Origin of the sequence: Xanthomonas massiliensis, from assembly GCF_900018785.1 — a bacterium.
GTDB classification, from domain to species: Bacteria; Pseudomonadota; Gammaproteobacteria; order Xanthomonadales; family Xanthomonadaceae; genus Xanthomonas_B; species Xanthomonas_B massiliensis.
Genome location: NZ_FCOY01000005.1, coordinates 343,144 through 358,022 on the forward strand (window position 1 = coordinate 343,144; position 14,879 = coordinate 358,022).

Sequence of the window (14,879 nt, forward strand, 5' to 3'; positions counted from 1 at the left end):
CGAATCACATCTTTTCCGGGGCGGTCACGCCCAGGAGGTCCAGGCCGTTGGCCAGCACCTGGCGCGCGGCCACGGCCAGCGCCAGTTTCGCGTCGCGTTCGCCGGCATCGTCCACCAGCACCGGGGTGCCGTGATACCACGTGTGGAACTCGTGCGCCAATTCGCGCAGGTACTGGGCGATCTGGTGCGGTTCCAGCGCCTGGCCGGCGGCCTCGACCACCTCCGGGTAACGCGAGATCTCGGTCATCAGGGCCAGCGAGGCCGGATCGTCCAGGCGGCGCAGTTCGGTCGCGCCGCGGGCCTGGTCGAACTTCAGCCCCTTCTCCTGCGCCTGGCGCAGCAGGCTGCACACGCGGGCATGCGCGTACTGCACGTAGAACACGGGGTTGTCGTTGTTCTGCTGGCGGGCCAGGTCGATGTCGAAGGTGAGCTGGGAATCGGGCTTGCGCGCGATCAGGAACCAGCGCGTGGCGTCGCGCCCGGCCTCGTCGATCAGGTCGCGCAGGGTCACGTAGCTGCCGGCGCGCTTGGAGAGCTTGACCTCCTCGCCGCCGCGCATGACCGTCACCATCTGGTGCAGCACGTATTCGGGCCAGCCCTTGGGGATGCCGAGCTCCAGCGCCTGCAGGCCGGCGCGCACGCGCGCCAGCGACCCGTGGTGGTCCGCGCCCAGTTCGGTGATCGCGCGCTCGTAGCCGCGCTGCCACTTGCTCAGGTGGTAGGCCACGTCCGGCACGAAGTAGGTGTAGGTGCCGTCGGACTTGCGCATCACCCGGTCCTTGTCGTCGCCGAAGTCGGTGGACTTCAGCCACAGCGCGCCGCCCTCTTCGTAGGTGTGGCCGGAGGCGACGAGCTTGTGCACCGTCTCTTCCACCTTGCCGTCGCGGTACAGCGAGCTTTCCAGGAAGTAGATGTCGAAATCGACGCCAAAAGCGGCCAGGTCGTGGTTCTGCTCGTTGCGCAGCCAGGCCACCGCGAAGCGGCGGACCGCTTCCAGGTCGTCCGGGTCCCGGGCGCCGGTGATCGGCGTGCCTTCCAGGTCCACGGTGGCACCGGCCAGGTAGGCGCGGGCCACGTCGGCGATGTATTCGCCGTTGTAGGCCGCCTCCGGCCAGCCGGCGTCGCCGGGCTTGAGGCCCTTGGCGCGGGCTTGCACCGAGCGGGCCAGGTTGGCGATCTGCACGCCGGCATCGTTGTAGTAGAACTCGCGCTTGACGTTCCAGCCGTTGGCCTCGAGCACCCGCGCCAGGCTGTCGCCGATCGCCGCGGCACGGCCGTGGCCCACGTGCAGCGGCCCGGTCGGGTTGGCCGAGACGTATTCCACCCCCACCGAGCGGTCGTTGCCGGAGGCGTTGCGACCGTAGTCGTGGCCTTCCTTGAGCACGCGCACCACCTCGTGCTGGTAGGCGGCCGGGGCCAGGTGGAAGTTGATGAAGCCGGGGCCGGCGATCTCCACGCTGGCCACGTCGTCGCTGGCCGGCAGCGCCGCGGCCAGGGCCTGGGCCAGGGCGCGCGGGTTGGTGCGCGCGGCCTTGGCCAGCAGCATGGCGGCGTTGGTGGCGAAGTCGCCGTGCTCGCGGGTCTTGGGCCGCTCGACCACGTAGTCCGGCGGCAGGGTGTCGGCCGGCAGGGTGCCGTTGGCGCGCAAGGCTTCGATGCCTTGGCCGATCAGGGCGCGGAGTTGGGGTTTCACGTGGGAATCTGCAAGAAGCACCGAATGAGGCATTTTACCCGACCCGGCTGTTCCGGGTCCGTTATCCCGCCCGGCGCGCTACAGCCAGCCGCGTTCGGCCAGCGACACCGGGGCGCCGTCGCCGATGACGAAGTGGTCCAGCAGGCGCACGTCCACCAGCTCCAGCGCCTCGCGCAGGCGGGCGGTCACCGCGCGGTCGGCCGCCGACGGCTCGGCATTGCCGGAAGGGTGGTTGTGGCCGACGATCAACGCCGCCGCGTTGAGCGCCAGGGCGCGCCGCACCACCTCGCGCGGATGCACCTCGGCGCCGTCGATGGTGCCGCTGAACAGCTCCTCGAAGGCCAGGGCACGGTGGCGCGTGTCCAGGAACAGCGCCGCGAACACCTCGTGCGGCCGCGAGCGCAGGCGTGCGGCGAAATAGCGCCCGGCGCTGGCCGGGCCGGTGAGGGGATCGCCGCGCTCCAGCTCGGCGGCCAGGTGGCGGCGGCCCAGCTCCAGTGCCGCGGCCAGGCGGCTGGCGCGGGCCGGGCCCAGGCCGGGCAGGCGCATCAGGTCGGCAGGGGCACGGTCGAGCAGCACCCGCAGCGGGCCGTGGTCGCCGAGCAACTGGCGCGAGGTCTGGATCGCGTCCTGGCCGCTCAGGCCCGAACCCAGGAAGATGGCGAGCAGTTCGGCGTCGGAGAGCACCGCGGCGCCGTGGCGCAGCAGCTTCTCGCGGGGACGTTCGGTGGCGGGCCAGTCGCGTATGTGCATAGGACGAGGATGGCGCTGCTCATGCCGGCGGGGCATCAGGGCCGTCCCGGGCTTCGCGGTAAGCTAGCGGCCTTTGGAACAGTAGGAATTTCCGGACGTGAGCGGATCCCTCCGTGAGCAGGCCTTGCACGGGCGGCGCGTGCTGGTATGCGTGGGTGGCGGCATCGCCGCCTACAAGGTGCTGGAGCTGGTGCGCCGGCTGCGCGACGCCGGCGCGCAGGTGCAGGTGGCGATGACCGCCGGCGCCCAGCAGTTCGTCACCCCGCTGAGCTTCCAGGCCCTGTCCGGGCACGCGGTGCGCACTTCGCTGTGGGACCCGGCCGCCGAACAGGCGATGGGCCACATCGAGCTGGCGCGCTGGGCCGAGCAGGTGGTGGTGGCGCCGGCCACGGCCGACCTGATCGCGCACCTGGCCAATGGCCTGGCCGACGACCTGGTCACCACGCTGTGCCTGGCCACCACCGCGCCGGTCACCGTCTGCCCGGCGATGAACCATCGCATGTGGCTGCACCCGGCGACCCGGCAGAACGTACGCACGCTGGCCGAGCGCGGCGTGCAGGTCGTCGGTCCGGAGGACGGGCCGTTGGCCGAGGGCGAGTCGGGGCCGGGGCGGCTGGCCGAGCCTCCGGCGATCGTCGCCGCGCTGGCGTCCGCCGCGGGCGGGGAGGAGGCGGGCGCCGCGATCCCGGGCCGCTTGGCCTGCCAGCGGGTGGTGATCAGCGCCGGGCCGACCTACGAGGACCTGGACCCGGTGCGTTTCCTGGGCAACCGCAGCAGCGGCAAGATGGGTTATGCGCTGGCCGCCGCGGCCGCCGCGCAGGGCGCGCAGGTGGTGCTGGTCAGCGGCCCGGTGGCGCTGCCGACCCCGGCGGGCGTGCAGCGCGTGGACGTGCGCTCGGCCGCGCAGATGCGCCAGGCGGTGTTCGCCGCGCTGCCGGCGGACATCTACATCGGCGCCGCGGCGGTGGCCGACTACACCCCGGTCAAGGTGGCCGAGCAGAAGATCAAGAAGACCGGCCAGACCCTGGCGCTGGAACTGGTGCGCACCCCGGACATCCTTTCCGAGGTCGCCGCGCAGACCCATGCGCTCAAGCTGGTGGTGGGCTTCGCCGCCGAGACCCACGACGTGGAGCGCTACGCGCGCGGCAAGCTGGTGGACAAGCACCTGGACCTGGTGATCGCCAACCAGGTCGGCGTGGCCGGCAGCGGCTTCGAGAGCGACAGCAACGCCGCCACTGCCTACTGGGCCGACGGCGAGCGCGTGTTCCCGGCCACATCCAAGGCTCGCCTGGCCGAGCAGCTGGTCGAGCTGGTCGCCGAAAGGCTGCGCGCATGACCGCCGCGGGCGTGCACGCGCTGCAGGTGAAGGTGCTCGACCCGCGTTTCGGCGACGCCTGGCCGCTGCCGGCCTACGCCACCGACGGCAGCGCCGGGCTCGACCTGCGCGCCGCGCTGGAGGCGCCGATGCGGCTGGCGCCCGGCGACGTCGCGCTGGTGCCCAGCGGCCTGGCGCTGTTCATCGCCGATCCGGGCCTGTGCGCGCTGGTGCTGCCGCGCTCGGGACTGGGCCACCGCCACGGCATCGTGCTGGGCAACGGCACCGGCCTGATCGACGCCGACTACCAGGGGCCGCTGCTGATCAGCCTGTGGAACCGCGGCCGCGAGGCCTTCGACATCGAACCGGGCGACCGCATCGCCCAGCTGGTGCTGGTGCCGGTCGTGCGTGCACGCCTGCAAGTGGTGGATACTTTCGCCGACAGCGCGCGTGGCGAGGGTGGATTCGGCCACACCGGCGTGCGCTGACAGGGGGCGACGGGGATGAGCAAGGCAGGAGATCGCGGGCATCTGCCCGCCGACATGCGCAAGAGTGCGCCGCTGCTGGCGGTGCTGCTGTTCCTGGGGGCCGGCTGGCTGGGCTGGAGCGGGGCGCGCCAGTGGCGCGAGACGCAGGCCACCGACCGGACCGAACAGGCACGCGATGCGGCGGTGACCGCCACCCAGCAGGCGCTGCAGGCACAGCTGGCGGCGATGAAGCGCCACCTGGCCGAGCCGGCGGTGGCGCAGGCCCTGCGGCAAGGCGATGCCGATGCCGCCGCCGCGGCGCTGAAACAGGCCTGGAAGGGCGCCGAGGACGTGCGGGTGGAAGGTGCGGACCTGGCGCAGGCGTTCACCGACCCGGCGGCCTTCGGCTATGGCCGCCTGGGCCTGCTCGAGCAGGCCCAGCGCGACGGCGTCGCGGTGGCGCGGGTGGTGCGCGACGGTGGCGGCGCGCGCCTGGGGGTGGCCGAGGCGGTGGGCCTGGCCGAGCGCCCGGCGGTCGCCTATGCGCGCCTGCCGTTGTCCGCGCTGACCGCGGCCGTCACCACCGCCGACCTGCCCGGCGGGGCCTACCTGGCGCTGCGCCAGGGCAACTACAACGTGGTCGAGCGCGGCGACAGCGCCCTGGCCCAGGGCGGGGAGACCCTGTCGCGGCCGGTGGGCAAGACCGGCCTGCGCATCGCCATGGCGATGGCCGACGTCGCCCCCGGCCCGCTCGGCCTGGGCATGGTCGCCTGTCTGGTGATCGCGATCGTGCTGGCGCTGGCCGGCATCGCGCTACTGCTGGTGCTGTCGGGCCGGCTGGCGCTGCGCCTGCCGCGTCGCGGCAGCGGCGCGACGCCCGCGAGCGAGGGACCGACGCTGGCCGAGGCCCTGTCACACCCCGAGGAGGATGCGGCGGCGCCGGTGGCCGAGGGCGCGGATGCCGGGGCCGCGCCTGCCGCCGCCGCACCGCGTCCGGGCAAGGCGCCCGGCGTGGCCGAGGGGATCTTCCGGGCCTACGACATCCGCGGCAAGGTCGGCAGCGAGCTGACCCCGGCCACGGCCCGGCTGATCGGACAGGCCGTGGGCAGCCTGGCCCACGAACGGGGCCTGGCGGCCATCGTCGTCGGGCGCGACGGCCGGCTGTCCGGTCCGGAGCTGATGAGCGCCGCCATCCAGGGCCTGCGCGAGGCCGGCGTGCGCGTGGTGGACCTGGGCATGGTGCCCTCGCCGGTGGCCTATTTCGCCGCCGAGCACCTCGGCGTGGGCAACGCGCTGGTGGTCACCGGCAGCCACAACCCGCCCGAATACAACGGCTTCAAGGTAGTGGTGGGCGGTGCCGCGCTGGCCGGCGACGCCATCGCCGACCTGTACGCGCGCATCCGCGACGGCCGCCTGCACGTGGCCGAGGCGCCGGGTGGCTACGAGCAGCAGGACGTGGCCGAGGACTACATCCAGCGCATCGCCGACGACGTGCAGCTGGACCGCCCGCTCAAGGTGGTGGTCGATGCCGGCAATGGCGCCGCCGGGGAGATCGCCCCGCGCCTGCTGGAGGCCATCGGCGCCGATCCGATCCCGCTGTACTGCGACGTCGACGGCACCTTCCCCAACCACCATCCCGATCCCAGCGACCCGGCCAACCTGGCCGACCTGGCGCAGACCGTGCGCCAGTTCGGCGCCGACCTGGGTGTGGCCTTCGACGGTGACGGCGACCGCCTCGGCGTGGTCGATGGCGAGGGCCGTTTCATCTTCCCGGACCGGGTGCTGATGCTGTTCGCCGGGGACGTGCTGCAGCGCAATCCAGGCGCGCTGGTGATCTACGACGTCAAGTGCACCGGCAAGCTGGCCGACCACGTGCTGCGCAACGGCGGCAGCCCGCTGATGTGGAAGACCGGCCATTCGCTGATCAAGGCCAAGATGCGCGAGACCGACGCCGAGCTGGCCGGCGAGATGAGCGGCCACTTCTTCTTCAAGGAGCGCTGGTACGGCTTCGACGACGGCCTGTACGCGGCCGCGCGGCTGCTGGAGATCCTGGCCCAGGACGAGGCCTCCCCGACCGAGGTGCTGGCGGCGCTGCCGGCGCTGGTGGCGACCCCGGAGATCAAGGTGGAGGTGGCCGATGCGGGCACCGCGGCGGGCATCGTTGCCGCGTTCGAGGTGGCCACCCGGGCCGAGGACAGCCCCTTCGCCCAGGCACGCCTGTCCACCATCGACGGCCTGCGTGCGGATTTCGCCGACGGCTGGGGCCTGCTGCGGGCCTCCAACACCACGCCGGCGCTGGTGCTGCGCTTCGAGGCCGACGACGAAGCCGCGCTGGAGCGCATCCGCGGCCTGTTCCGCGCGCTGCTCGGCCAGGTCGCCCCGCAGCTGGCGATCGGCTTCTGATCCGACCGCCGTCGCCTGCGGGCCGGTGCGGCCGCAGGCGGCGCGCCCGTCAGGGCGCGGTGGCGACCGCGGTGGTGCCCTTCAGCTCGCGGTAGCGCTGCAGGGTCTGTTCGATCTCCACGTCCAGCGCCGCGCGTTGCGCCTGGAAGCCCGCCAGCAGCCGCTGCTGGTCCAGCAGCTCCTGGTGGCGGGCGGCGATGTCGGCGGCCAGCTTGTCGGGCACCTTGTGCCCGGCCAGCTCCTGGTCGCCGGCCTTCTGCAACTGGGTCACCAGGCCGTCGCGCAGGCTGTTCACGTTGTACAGCGCGGTCTGCACGTTGTTGTCCAGGATCGCGGTGCGCTCGTTGAAGACGCGGCGCAGGTCGTCCTCGCTGGCGTAGGAAGTGAGCATCGCCTGCTCGGTGCGCTTGCGGGTCTGCTCGGCGGCGGTATCGAGCTGCTGCTGCGCCTGCGCGGCGGCCTGGGCGGCGCGTTCCTGCGGGGTGAGCGCGCGGTCCACCGTGGCGCTGCGCATGCCGCTCTTGGCGTTGAATTCCTCGCGCGCGTGGTTCACCGCGTCCGGCGGCAGCGTGTCGCTGCAGATGCGCTGGCCGTTCTGGTCCCAGCAGTACAGCTTCTTGGCCGTGCCCTTGTCCTGTGCCGTCGCCGCGCCGGCGCAGGCCAGCGCCAGCGCGGTGCCCAGCAGGCTGCTGCGGATGATGCGATCCATGGCCTTCCCCCTGAAGTTGGCCGGTCAGTGGTTGCCGTAGCGGGCGCGGTAGGCCTGCAGCGGTTCCCGGAAAGCGGCAAGTTCGGCGTTTGTGCCGACGAATGCAAGCAGGTCCGCCAGCCCGGCCACCGCCACCACCGGGATGCCGGCCTCGGCGGCCACCGCCTGCGCCGCCGAGCGCCGGTCGTGGTCGGAGGCGATCTCCTGGCGGTCCAGGGCCACCGCGATCGCCGCCGGGATGCCGCCGGCGGCGCGGATGATGGCCAGCGCCTCGCGGATGGCGGTACCGGCGGTGATCACGTCGTCGACGATCAGCACCCGGCGCCCGGCCAGCGGCGCGCCGATGAGCGTGCCGCCCTCGCCGTGGTCCTTGGCTTCCTTGCGGTTGAAGGCCAGCGGCAGGTCGCGGCCGCGGCGTGCGTATTCGCAACCGATCGCCGTGGCCAGCGGGATGCCCTTGTAGGCTGGGCCGAACAAGGTGTCGAACGCCAGCCCCGCCGCGTCGATCGCATCGGCGTAGCAGGCCGCCAGCGCGACCATGCGCGCGCCGCTGTCGAAGCGTCCGGCGTTGAAGAAATACGGGCTGACGCGGCCCGACTTGAGGGTGAACTCGCCGAAGCGCAGGGCATCGGCATCCAGCGCCAGCTGCAGGAAGCGGGAGCGGTGATCGGTCATGGGGGCAACCGGGACGGGAAACCAGAAAGGGTGAAAGCATAGCCGGTCGGCTGCCCGAAGGCCGCGCTGGGGTACGCTTTACGCCCTTCCCTCCGGCTTCCCGATCCCGCGCATGCGTATCACCACCTTCAATGCCAACGGCCTGCGCTCGGCCGCCCGCAAGGGGTTCTTCGACTGGTTCGCCGCCCAGCACGTGGACGTGCTGTGCGTGCAGGAAACCAAGGCCCAGGAAGCCCAGCTTGCGGGGCCGGATTACCTGCCGCCGGGCTACAAGGCCTGGTTCCGCGACGCCAGCACCAAGAAGGGCTACAGCGGCGTGGCGATCTATGCGCGGCGCGAGCCGGACGAGCTGCGCACCGGACTGGGCTGGGACGCCTTCGACGACGAGGGCCGCTACCTGGAGGCGCGCTTCGGCAAGCTCAGCGTGGTGTCCTTCTACATCCCCTCCGGTTCCTCCGGCGAGGTGCGCCAGGACTTCAAGTTCAAGGTGATGGAGTGGCTGCGCCCGACCCTGGAGGCCTGGCTGCGCAGCGACCGCCAGTACGTGCTGTGCGGCGACTGGAACATCGTGCGCAGCCGCCTGGACATCCGCAACTGGACCAGCAACCAGAAGAATTCCGGGTGCCTGCCGCCCGAGCGCGCCTGGCTCAACGGCCTGGTCGGGGCCGACGAGGGCAGCGACGGCACGCCGCAGCCGCGGCAGGGCTGGGTGGACAGCTACCGCGTGCTGCATCCGCAGGGCCAGGACTACACTTGGTGGAGCAACCGCGGCCAGGCCCGGGCCAACAACGTGGGCTGGCGCATCGACTACCAGCTGGCCACGCCCAACCTGCGCCCGCACCTGCGCGACTGCGCGATCTACGCCGCCGAGCGCTTCTCCGACCACGCACCCTATACCGTGGACTACGACCTGTGAGCGCCCCGGCCGGCGACGCGCGCCCGTCCTACCGCGGCTGGTCGGGCATCCGCCGCGCCTTCGCCACGCCGTCGGCGGCGACCATGGCGCTGCTCGGCTTCGGCAGCGGCCTGCCGTTCCTGCTGATCGCCTCGCAGACCCTGTCCACGCGCCTGCGCGACGTGGGCCTGGACCTGGGCAGCATCGGCCTGATCAGCCTGGCCAGCTTCTTCTACCTGCTCAAGTTCCTGTGGGCGCCGCTGCTGGACCGCTATCCGTTCCCGCCGCTGGCGTTCCTGGGGCGGCGCCGCTCGTGGCTGCTGGCGGCCCAGGTCGGGGTGCTCGCCGGCCTGGTCGCGCTGGCCTTCGTCCATCCCGAGCGCGGCGTGGTACCGCTGGTGGCCTGGGTGTTGCTGGCGTCCTTCGCCGGCGCCACCCAGGATTCGGTGGTCGATGCCTATCGCATCGAGATCGCCCCGGACGACACCCAGGCCGCGCTCGCGGCCACCTACACCCTGGGCTACCGCATCGGCCTGATCCTGGCCGGCGCCGGCGCGCTGTACCTGGCCCAGTTCGAGAGCTGGCGCATCGCCTACCTGGCGATGGCGGCGCTGATGCTGCTGCCGATCCTGGCTACCGTGTGCTGCCGCGAGCCGGCACCGCGGCAGACCGTGCAGCGGCGCATCGACGTGGCCGAGGCCTTCGTCGAGCCGATCGCCAGTTTCTTCCGCCGCAACGGCGTGGCCCTGGCCCTGGTGCTGCTGGCCTTCGTCGGCCTGTACAAGTTCCCCGACCAGGTGATCGGGGTGATGGCCGGCCCGTTCTACCTCGATTCGGGCTTCACCAAGGCCGACATCGCCACCGTGTCCAAGCTGTTCGGGGTATGGATGGGCATCGTCGGCGCGTTCGCCGGCGGCGCGGCGGTGGCGGCGTTCGGCTTCCGTCGCATGCTGCTGCTGGCAGCGCTGGGCGTGGCCCTGTCCAATCTCGCGTTCCTGCTGATGGCGCACCACCCCGGCCAGCTGTGGGCGTTCTACGCGGCGCTGTCGGCCGACAACCTGTTCCAGGGTTTCGCCGGCACGGTGCTGGTGGCGTTCATGTCCTCGCTGACCGACCGCGCCTTCACCGCGACCCAGTACGCCCTGCTGGTGTCGCTGGCCAACCTGCCGGGCAAGTTCGTCGGCGGCGTGTCCGGCTACATCGTCGAGGCGACCTCCTACAGCACCTTCTTCATCCTCAGCGCGGTCACGGTGGTGCCCACGTTGCTGCTGCTGGCCTGGCTGTGGCCGCGCATCGGCGAGCGCACCGCGGTGGCCTGATTGCATCCGGGCGCGGGCCTGACCATCATCTGCCCTCCGGGGGGAGCCGGGACCGGGGGAGGAGCGATGGCCGACCTGCTGCTGCAAGACGTGGACCCCGTGCTGGTCGAACGCATCCGCCGCATTTCGGTGGCGCGGGCGTGGAGCCAGCGCCAGACCCTGCTGGCCCTGCTCGAACAGGGCCTGTTCGCCAGCGAGCTGGACGTGCGCTCGGGCCTGGAGAATCGCGAGGTGGACGTGCTGTCCGAGGCGATCGCCGCGCTGCAGGGCCTGCCGACCGGGCCGAACTTCTGAGGCCGGGCCGGTTCAGCCGGCCGGATGGATCGCGCCGAGCACGCGCGGCCCGCGCGCGCCGGTGACCGTGGGCAGGTTGCCGGGCCGCCCGGCCAGGGTCTCGCGCGCCAGCCAGGCGAAGCCCATCGCTTCCATGTAGTCCGGATCCAGGCCCCAGGCCTGGCTCGATTCCACGCTCACGCCCGGCAGCTGCGCGCACAGGCGCTCGAGCAGGCGCGGGTTGCGCACGCCGCCGCCGCAGACGATCACCCGGCGCGTGCCGGGTTGCCACGCCCGCAATGCATCGGCCACGGTGGCGGCGGTCAGTTCCAGCAAGGTCGCCTGCACGTCCGCCGCGGCCACCTGCTCGCCGGCGAGCGCCACCTCGACCCAGTCCAGGTGGAACTGCTCGCGGCCGGTGCTCTTGGGCGGCGGCAGCGCGAACCAGTCCTCGGCCAGCAGGCGCTGCAGCAGCGGGACGTGCACCTGGCCGCTGGCGGCGTAGCGCCCGTCCACGTCGAAGGGCTGGCCGAGCTGGCGCTGGCACCAGGCATCCAGCAGTGCATTGGCCGGGCCGGTATCGAAGCCGCGCGCGTCGCCGTGCATGGGAATCAGGGTGAGGTTGGCGATGCCGCCCAGGTTGAGCACGGCGCGGTCTTCGTCGGCGGCGCCGAGCATGGCCAGGTGGAAGGCCGGCATCAGCGGCGCCCCCTGGCCGCCGGCGGCCATGTCGCGGCGCCGGAAATCGGCCACCGTGGCGATGCCGGTGGCTTCGGCGATGCGGTTGGCGTCGCCGATCTGCCAGGTGAACGCCGGCGTCGCCAGGGGCCGGTGGCGGATGGTCTGCCCGTGCGAGCCGATCGCGGCGATCCGTCGCGGGTCGACGCCGGCCTGCGCGATCACGGTCAGCGCCGCCTGCGCGAAGGCCTCGCCGACGCGCGCATCCAGCGCTCCCAGGCGGTCCAGCGCGATCGGCTCCAGCGCCTGGCCCAGGCGCACCAGCGTCTCGCGCAGCGCGGGCTCCCAGGCGAAGGTGTGCCCGTGCACCAGGTGGCAACGGGGCGTGCCGGATTCCGGAAAGCGCACCAGGGCGGCATCGATGCCGTCGGCGCTGGTGCCGGACATCAGGCCCAGGTACAGCGGGGTCTCGTCGGCGGGCAGGAGCATGGGGCGGTCCGGGAAACGAAAAGGGCGGCCAGTGGCCGCCCCGGGAGTCTAGCCGCGTTCCTGGCCGCGGCGCGTTCCGGCCTGGGCGTAGATCCGCTTTTCCAGTCCCTCGATCCGGGCCAGCGCCGGCGCGGTCTGCGTCCGGAAGCGGGCCAGCTCGGCACCGCGCAGCGGCTCGGGCGGCGGCATCGTCACCGACAGCGGGTTGCGCTGTGCGCCATTGACCCGGAATTCGTAGTGCAGGTGCGGCCCGGTGGCCATCCCGGTCATGCCGACGTAGCCGATCACCGTGCCCTGCGCGATGCGCTCGCCTGCGCGGATGCGGGCGAAGCGCGACATGTGCCCGTACAGCGTGGAATAGCCGCGGCCGTGGTCAAGGATCACCACGTTGCCGTAGCCGTTCTGCTTGCCGACGAAAGCGACCCGCGCATCGCCAGCGGCCATGATCGGCGTGCCCGAGGCGGCGGCGTAGTCCACGCCCTTGTGCATGCGCATCGTGCCCAGGATCGGGTGCTTGCGCGCGCCGAAGCTGGAACTCAGGCGCGCATACGGGATCGGCATGCGGATGAAGCTCTTTTTCAACGGCCGGCCGTCGATGTCGAAGTACTCGGCGTTCTTGCCGTCACGGCTGAAGCGGAAGGCCGTATAGGTCTTGCCGCCGGAGGTGAACGTGGCCGCGAGGATGTCGCCGGTGCCGATGCGTTCGCCTTCGCGCCAGGTCTCGTCCATCACCACGCTGAAACGGTCGCCCGGCTGCACGTCCTTGTCGAAGTCGATGTCGTACTTGAAGATGTCGTCGGCCATGGCCACCACGACCGCCGGGGACACGCCGGCCTTCTGCGCGGCGGCGTAGAGCGAGGAATCGACCTCGCCGCTGGCCACGACGGTGCGCGTGCTCGTGGCCCGTTCCAGCACCTTTTCCCGGATCGCATCGTCCTGCAGCGACAGCTCGATACGGTGCGAAGGATCGCGATCGAAGCGGATGCCGCGCAGCTCGCCGTCGGCGGGCAGGTCGAAGGCGATCTCCGCGCCCGGGCGCAGGCGGGTGAGCGCCTCGCGGGTGCCCGGGTGTTCCAGGATCCGGTGCATCACCGTGGCCGGGATGCTCAGCTGCTCGAACAGCGCGCCCAGGGTCTGGCCCGGCTCGACGTGCAGGATCTGCCACTGGTCCATTACCGCCCGCGGGCCTTGCGCCGCCTCGGCGGGAGGCAAGGGCAGGGCCAGCGTGGAATGGGTCTGCAGCGGCGGTGCCAGCGCGTTGGAGAAGCCGGGCACGATGGTGGCCACGAGCGCGCCGATGGTCGCGAACAAGGTGGCATGGATCCAGTGCCGGCGGGTCCAGCGGGCGTTGAATCCGGGGATGTGCTGTTGCAGTTTCCTGCGGAGCAGGGTGCCGTGGAGGACGTTCAGGCGCTCTTGGACGCGGCGCTTGTCGCGCGCAAGGGACGGGTCGAACTGAGGCATCAGGCGGGATCCTTGGGCCGGCAGCGGGCCCGGACCGGGGCTACCATAGTCAGGTGGCAACGACGCGTCAAACCATTGAGCCGGTTCGGTTTTTCGTTTGCCTGCCGGTTAACTGTCACTTAACATCGTTCATCATCCTGATGCCGTGTCCGTGGAGTCCGTTCCAGTGAAGTCCCTTGCCGAAGCCCTGGCGACCATCGGTCGCGGGGCCGATGAAGTCCTGAAGATCGAAGAACTCGAAAAGCGCCTGGCCAGTGGGCGCTCCCTGCGGATCAAGGCGGGCTTCGACCCGACCGCCCCGGACCTGCACCTCGGGCACACCGTGCTGCTCAACAAGATGCGCCAGTTCCAGGACCTGGGCCACCAGGTGATCTTCCTGATCGGCGATTTCACCGGCATGATCGGCGATCCCACCGGCAAGAACGCTACCCGCAAGCCGCTCACCCGCGAGGACGTGGAGCGCAACGCGCGCACCTATGCCGACCAGGTGTTCAAGGTGCTCGACCGCGAGCGCACCGAGGTGCGCTTCAACTCCGAGTGGTTCGGCAAGATGGGCGCGGCGGACATGATCCGCCTGGCGGGCCAGCAGACCGTGGCGCGCATGCTCGAACGCGACGATTTCGCCAAGCGCTATGCCGCCCAGCAGTCCATCGCCATCCACGAATTCCTCTATCCGCTGGTGCAGGGCTACGACTCGGTGGCCCTCAACGCGGACGTCGAGCTCGGCGGTACCGACCAGAAGTTCAACCTGCTGATGGGACGCGGCCTGCAGGAGCACTTCGGGCAGGCGCCGCAGGTGGTGCTGACCATGCCGCTGCTGGAGGGGCTGGACGGCGTGCACAAGATGTCCAAGTCGCTGGGCAATTACATCGGCATCGACGAGCCGGCGATCGACATCGTCACCAAGACCATGAAGATCGACGACGCGCTGATGTGGCGCTGGATCGACCTGCTTTCCTTCGACATCGGGCTGGAGGAGGCAGCGCGCCTGCGCCGCCAGGTGGAAGCCGGCGAGCTCAACCCGCGCGACGTCAAGCTGCGCCTGGCGCGCGAACTGGCCACCCGCTTCCATGACGCGGCCGCGGCCGAACGTGCCGTCGAAGGGTGGCAGGCGGTGGTCACCGGCCAGGGCGACACCCGCCTGCTGCCGCTGCAGGAAGTGCCGGTCCCGGCCGAGGGCTTGCGCATCGCTGCGCTGCTGACCGCCGCCGGCCTGACGCCCAGCAATTCCGAGGCCAACCGCAAGCTCAAGGAGCGCGCGGTGAAGGTGGAAGGCGAGGTGGTCGAGGACCCGCAGCAGATGTTCGCGCCCGGCTTCGAGGGCGTGCTGCAGGTTGGCAAGCGCAACTTCGCGCGCATCGTGCTGGTGACGGCGGGCTGAATCGTGCCTGCGCCGGGCCGTCGAAGCCGTCTTCCCGGCGCCGTTGGATTGCTTCATAATCCCGCTCCCTTGATGACGGTCTAGGCCGCCATCGGGTGGACCGGCAAGCTTCCCTGAATTGGGGGCTTGACGGGATGGGGAAGCCGGCTAAGATGTGCGGCTCCCTGGGGCGGCCGGCTGGTTCGGCTGCCGGATCTGGAAGGCGCTGCGAAGCGGAGTGTTGACAGATCGGAAGAGTCGGCTAAGATGGGCGGCTCACTTCGGCAAAGATCTTCGGATCGGACGCCGGGCCGGAAAGACCTCGAAAGAGGTGTTGACGGAAAGAAAAAGTCCGCTAGAATGGGCGGCTCACTTCGGCGGAAACG

13 protein-coding genes are annotated in these 14,879 nt (G+C 71.3%); 7 read left to right on the forward strand and 6 right to left on the reverse strand.

The genetic code is table 11. The annotated features are described in order from the left end of the window. Positions 1-4 precede the first annotated feature (4 nt). On the reverse strand, positions 5-1,693 hold the full coding sequence (argS, locus tag BN3794_RS03255; protein WP_066093227.1) for an arginine--tRNA ligase: 1,689 nt from the start codon (positions 1,691-1,693) through the stop codon (positions 5-7). Between the two features lie 78 nt (positions 1,694-1,771). After that, positions 1,772-2,446, reverse strand: a complete 675-nt coding sequence (gene radC, locus BN3794_RS03260; protein ID WP_066093229.1) for a RadC family protein — start codon at positions 2,444-2,446, stop codon at positions 1,772-1,774. 97 nt (positions 2,447-2,543) lie between these two features. Between radC and coaBC the strand changes: the two genes are divergently transcribed. Genes coaBC through BN3794_RS03275 form a run of 3 tightly spaced genes read left to right on the forward strand, consistent with a single transcriptional unit; the run spans position 2,544 to position 6,631 of the window. After that, positions 2,544-3,782 (forward strand): bifunctional phosphopantothenoylcysteine decarboxylase/phosphopantothenate--cysteine ligase CoaBC, encoded by a 1,239-nt coding sequence (coaBC, locus tag BN3794_RS03265; protein WP_066093232.1) that lies wholly within the window; start codon positions 2,544-2,546, stop codon positions 3,780-3,782. Then, entirely contained in the window at positions 3,779-4,249 is a 471-nt protein-coding gene (dut, locus tag BN3794_RS03270; protein ID WP_066093235.1) for a dUTP diphosphatase, read from the forward strand. Before coaBC ends, dut begins: the two co-directional genes overlap by 4 nt. A 15-nt stretch (positions 4,250-4,264) precedes the next feature. Next, a complete protein-coding gene (locus BN3794_RS03275; RefSeq protein ID WP_066093238.1) occupies positions 4,265-6,631 on the forward strand; it encodes a phosphomannomutase/phosphoglucomutase in 2,367 nt (788 codons plus the stop codon). A gap of 49 nt (positions 6,632-6,680) precedes the next feature. On the opposite strand, the gene BN3794_RS03280 is transcribed toward BN3794_RS03275, so the two are convergent. Both BN3794_RS03280 and pyrE read right to left on the reverse strand, forming a co-directional pair. Beyond that, on the reverse strand, positions 6,681-7,340 hold the full coding sequence (locus tag BN3794_RS03280) for a hypothetical protein (RefSeq protein WP_236493170.1): 660 nt from the start codon (positions 7,338-7,340) through the stop codon (positions 6,681-6,683). Positions 7,341-7,364: 24 nt separating this feature from the next. After that, positions 7,365-8,015 carry an orotate phosphoribosyltransferase gene (gene pyrE / locus BN3794_RS03285; RefSeq protein WP_066093241.1) on the reverse strand — a complete coding sequence of 217 codons (651 nt, stop codon included), beginning with the start codon at positions 8,013-8,015 and terminating at the stop codon, positions 7,365-7,367. A gap of 112 nt (positions 8,016-8,127) precedes the next feature. Between pyrE and BN3794_RS03290 the strand changes: the two genes are divergently transcribed. From BN3794_RS03290 to BN3794_RS03300, 3 genes are all read left to right on the forward strand, one after another. Next, entirely contained in the window at positions 8,128-8,931 is an 804-nt protein-coding gene (locus BN3794_RS03290) for an exodeoxyribonuclease III (protein WP_066093244.1), read from the forward strand. Next, complete coding sequence (locus BN3794_RS03295; protein ID WP_066093247.1) at positions 8,928-10,229, forward strand: AmpG family muropeptide MFS transporter; 1,302 nt, start codon at positions 8,928-8,930, stop codon at positions 10,227-10,229. Before BN3794_RS03290 ends, BN3794_RS03295 begins: the two co-directional genes overlap by 4 nt. Before the next feature lie 66 nt (positions 10,230-10,295). Further along, on the forward strand, positions 10,296-10,523 hold the full coding sequence (locus BN3794_RS03300; RefSeq protein ID WP_066093249.1) for a hypothetical protein: 228 nt from the start codon (positions 10,296-10,298) through the stop codon (positions 10,521-10,523). 12 nt (positions 10,524-10,535) lie between these two features. Here the strand turns inward: BN3794_RS03300 and BN3794_RS03305 are convergent, their stop codons facing one another. Then, positions 10,536-11,669 (reverse strand): anhydro-N-acetylmuramic acid kinase, encoded by a 1,134-nt coding sequence (locus tag BN3794_RS03305; RefSeq protein ID WP_066093251.1) that lies wholly within the window; start codon positions 11,667-11,669, stop codon positions 10,536-10,538. Positions 11,670-11,717: 48 nt separating this feature from the next. Further along, on the reverse strand, positions 11,718-13,133 hold the full coding sequence (locus BN3794_RS03310) for a peptidoglycan DD-metalloendopeptidase family protein (protein ID WP_066093253.1): 1,416 nt from the start codon (positions 13,131-13,133) through the stop codon (positions 11,718-11,720). 166 nt (positions 13,134-13,299) lie between these two features. Between BN3794_RS03310 and tyrS the strand changes: the two genes are divergently transcribed. Beyond that, entirely contained in the window at positions 13,300-14,514 is a 1,215-nt protein-coding gene (gene tyrS, locus BN3794_RS03315) for a tyrosine--tRNA ligase (protein ID WP_066093256.1), read from the forward strand. The last annotated feature ends 365 nt before the right edge of the window (positions 14,515-14,879 follow it).

What these genes read in the sequence shown, in the direction of transcription:
- BN3794_RS03290 (WP_066093244.1), top strand. Translation starts at nt 8,128, where the DNA reads ATGCGTATCACCACCTTCAATGCCAACGGCCTGCGCTCGGCCGCCCGC.
- BN3794_RS03280 (WP_236493170.1), bottom strand. Translation starts at nt 7,340, where the DNA reads ATGGATCGCATCATCCGCAGCAGCCTGCTGGGCACCGCGCTGGCGCTG.
- radC (WP_066093229.1), bottom strand. Translation starts at nt 2,446, where the DNA reads ATGCACATACGCGACTGGCCCGCCACCGAACGTCCCCGCGAGAAGCTG.
- BN3794_RS03310 (WP_066093253.1), bottom strand. Translation starts at nt 13,133, where the DNA reads ATGCCTCAGTTCGACCCGTCCCTTGCGCGCGACAAGCGCCGCGTCCAA.
- pyrE (WP_066093241.1), bottom strand. Translation starts at nt 8,015, where the DNA reads ATGACCGATCACCGCTCCCGCTTCCTGCAGCTGGCGCTGGATGCCGAT.
- BN3794_RS03305 (WP_066093251.1), bottom strand. Translation starts at nt 11,669, where the DNA reads ATGCTCCTGCCCGCCGACGAGACCCCGCTGTACCTGGGCCTGATGTCC.
- BN3794_RS03300 (WP_066093249.1), top strand. Translation starts at nt 10,296, where the DNA reads ATGGCCGACCTGCTGCTGCAAGACGTGGACCCCGTGCTGGTCGAACGC.
- BN3794_RS03275 (WP_066093238.1), top strand. Translation starts at nt 4,265, where the DNA reads ATGAGCAAGGCAGGAGATCGCGGGCATCTGCCCGCCGACATGCGCAAG.
- dut (WP_066093235.1), top strand. Translation starts at nt 3,779, where the DNA reads ATGACCGCCGCGGGCGTGCACGCGCTGCAGGTGAAGGTGCTCGACCCG.